Source organism: Vibrio sp. RE86 (assembly GCF_013114545.1).
In the GTDB taxonomy this organism is placed as follows: domain Bacteria; phylum Pseudomonadota; class Gammaproteobacteria; order Enterobacterales; family Vibrionaceae; genus Vibrio.
Window position 1 is genome coordinate 1 of sequence record NZ_VTXI01000045.1, and the last position, 3,541, is coordinate 3,541.

Consider the following 3,541-nt stretch of genomic DNA (forward strand, 5'->3'; position numbering starts at 1 on the left):
GAAGAATTACGAGTCGTAAATAATAGCAATACAATGATTAATGTGTATGTCGACTCTTGTAACGACGACAATAAATCAAATTGCAAACAAAAATACTCTGTCGTGTCTGGCCGAGATAAATTATTCAGCCTTCCTAAAAATATGCAATCAGAACAACTCAATACGACCATCACCACATTTGATCGTAGTTATGTAAAAAAACAGTTGATCAAAAAAAGTTAAAGACTCAACCGCACTGATAGACCGTCAAGTGGCAGGTAACTGATCTGCCGCTTGCGCCGCTGCACTTACCGTAGTGCTTTAAGGCATTTTTGAAGTGGCTGAATTTAAAATGCTCAATACGTCTAAACTCGCAGTCAATAAACTAACGACTATTGATGGAAACTTATTATTCATTCAGAGAGAAACTATGACAAGTAAACTTGCCCCCAGTATAAAGTTGGGCCTTTTATCGTTAATAACCTGTGCCATTATCACAGGGTGTGGCGGTGAAGGTGACAGCAGTGCCGACAACTCTTTGGCAGCCACCGACTATACAAGCGAGCAGGTTACGCTGTCAGCGCAAGACGCGACGTTTTCAACAGGATTTACAGATTCCTATTATGTTGACTTGTCGGGCGACGTCTATTCATCCACCGGTGGTGGTTTCGTTGTAACTGATGTTGAATTGTTAAGTGACAGCGATCAGTGCGAGGTGACACAAGTCACTAGCACGGGCTTCGCTATTGAAGCGGGTGATCCAAAAGTGTGTAATTATCGTTACCACGTAGCGCCTCGTGCTTTAAGTGCGCAAAACAGAAGCGCTATGGCTGAACAACCTGTCGCGATGAGCGAAGAACCAGTAGCGATGAGCAGCAGCTCGACGACCTCTGCCGTGACTCGCGTGGCTGTCAGTAGTGATCCAACCACGACAGAATTACCGGCGCTCAGCAGCGTGACGTTAATTGATACACCAATCACGATTGATTTGGCTTCTGAGTTAGCCAGTATTGGTTTCGCTGTTGATTCTGGTTATGTAATCAGTGATATAACGTTACCATACGGCAATGCAAGCACCGCCAACATTGGTGCGTCGCCTAACACTATCAACTATACCCCGGCGGTTGGGTTTACCGGTATTGATAGATTGCTTTATACGCTCGAAGAGTCAGCGAGTGGGAATGTAATGATGGGTCTTGTCGACATCGCTGTAGGCTATGAAGCTAATCAAGGCTTTAGTGTCGAACAAAACGGTGAATATGGCTCGCCTGTTGAGGTAAATACGATTGTTGATATTGATGTAAGCGACTTCGTTACGTCAGAGGATGGTGACGACTACCAATTGGTTTACGTTTCGTCATTTAATGCCAGTGTAACACCCAAATATCCGCTGGATATCAACAACAAAACCATCGAGTTCACCACCGACCGAGCTGGCTATCATTACATTAGCTTTGCCGTGAGTGATCATAACGGTGCTTACGACATGGGGATGATACGAGTCGATGTGACTGACGCTTCTAAATCCGCTAGCTGGAACGACGTTACGTACATGGCCGACCTCTACACCGCGCCTCTAACCGCGTTTGATGCCGCAAGAGAAGGTATACCATTCGATAGCATTGTGATCGATTCCGGTTACAGCCCAGCGATCGATATGGCCGCGTTCAAGTTTTCGACAGCGACTAACTATTGCGCAACCATTGGCGCGAGTGTTCCCAGCAAAACACAACTGCAAGTCATGACTGCCAATGTTAACCTTGAAACACTGCACAACTGGCCGGCCGAGAGCGCGTATATTGCTTTTGATGATGACGCGGGTCAGCCTGTGTGGGTTGAACTTAGTGATGGGGTCGCTCAAACGGGCGCTCTCGATCCAACAGGAAGTTATTATTTAACGTGTGTAAAACAAGGTGTGATCAACATAATATCAGGCTCTGACAGCGTTGTAGTGGCCGATGGTGTTGATGTGGCAGATGTATTCGTTCAAGTTAATGTGGGCGGTGAAGCGTTGCCAGATGCGATTGTTACAGCCACTGTAGATAGCCCAAATGTTACGTTAGAGTCAGACACTCTGACGACAAACGCAAGCGGAATGGCCGTCATTAAAATGACCAGTTTTAAAGCTGAAACGGTAGTATTAACGATTGATGTCAATGGCATTTTACAAGATTATAGCGTGATGTTTGTCGGCGATGAAACAACAGCATCGGTTTCATCAGAAACCACGATCAACGATCTTGGATATGAATCTATTGGCAATCAAGTGACAGCAACCTTGACTGATCAAAATAGCAACCCAGTCGAAGGATTTAATGTAGAGTTCTCGTCAAATAGTATTCTTCACCCAACTTTGGGTTTTTATGTGGCGCCTCTTATTGTCGCTGATGGTGGTGAGTTAACTGACAGCGAGGGTAGCCAAAGAGTACGAGTGAAGTGGGACCCTACGATAGAGATGCCTATTCAAAGTGTGACATTTGATATATCAAGTGACTACACCAACTCGATGGGACTTTCGAGCAACTCGACTAGTGAAATTACATTTTCTTCACTAATTTGTGGAGGGGTAGTCAACGATACAACACCTAATAACACTAGTGGCCCGTGTATTAAGGTATCAAGTGATCAAGATGGGGATTTGCTCACCTCAACACCAAGTGAAGCATTTTCTGACAGGTTAGGTTTCACTAGTATCGGAAATAACTATTTAAAGGATGATACCTGGGAAACAAATGGCGTTACAATTGAAGGTGATTACCCTGTCTACGGGATGTCCGATATTGAGGCTATCTGCGAGAAATATAATGATCTGCAGCTTGCTGGAAGAACAAACTGGAGAATACCAACTACGGACGACTTTCTTAAGATGAATAACATAGCGTATAAGCACTATTGGCCGATTAATTACTGGTATCATACTGTCGAAGCTTCCACTGGCACTCCGATGATTGTAACCCTTCGGGGTGAAAATGGTGGAACAGATTACACCCAGTCTTCTGATATGGATTCTCTTGCTTGGTTCAGTTGCCATTCTTCTAGCTAGGTAAACGCCTTGCGTCATAAAGAGGTTAATGAGGTGTGCGATCGTTTGCGTTCAAAATTTAAACATCGCACACACACCATATCCGTGATAAATGAGAAATTTTGTTCAAATAATCTATGTGGTAATAGTATAAGCCGCCCAATACATTCTGTATAAGGGCGGCTTATTCGTACTAGTCGTTATTTTACTTGGCCTGGATATTTTTGTGAGAATGATTTTTCAGTAGAATATTGAGAATGCTGAATCTATCACTTCGCGTATAAACGCAATGAATGTGATTTATAAACCCTACCTAATTATAAATCAAACGAAACCACTTTAGTCTCTTTGTCAATATTAAGCTTAGTTTCGTGTTTAAGGTCTACCTTACATCGCTCATTTTGTTCATTAAACGCAACCTGATTGCTAATAGTTCGAGTAGCGCAATCTACGGTGGGTACTTGACCTGTCCAGCGAACCTTAACGCTTGCGGCGGTTGCACTGAAAGACGCAATAGAGGTAATCACGATTAAAGCTAGT

2 protein-coding genes and 1 pseudogene are annotated in these 3,541 nt (G+C 43.7%); 2 read left to right on the forward strand and 1 reads right to left on the reverse strand.

Translation table 11 applies throughout. The annotated features are described in order from the left end of the window. Both F0231_RS20855 and F0231_RS20535 read left to right on the forward strand, forming a co-directional pair. Nucleotides 1-222: pseudogene (locus tag F0231_RS20855) on the forward strand (hypothetical protein); the annotation flags it as partial. Nucleotides 223-409: 187 nt separating this feature from the next. Continuing rightward, nucleotides 410-3,022: a hypothetical protein gene (locus F0231_RS20535; RefSeq protein ID WP_171761535.1), complete on the forward strand. Its 2,613-nt coding sequence runs from the start codon at nucleotides 410-412 to the stop codon at nucleotides 3,020-3,022. Between the two features lie 296 nt (nucleotides 3,023-3,318). On the opposite strand, the gene F0231_RS20540 is transcribed toward F0231_RS20535, so the two are convergent. Continuing rightward, a partial coding sequence (locus tag F0231_RS20540) for a hypothetical protein (RefSeq protein WP_171761536.1) occupies nucleotides 3,319-3,541 on the reverse strand: 223 nt, incomplete at its 5' end.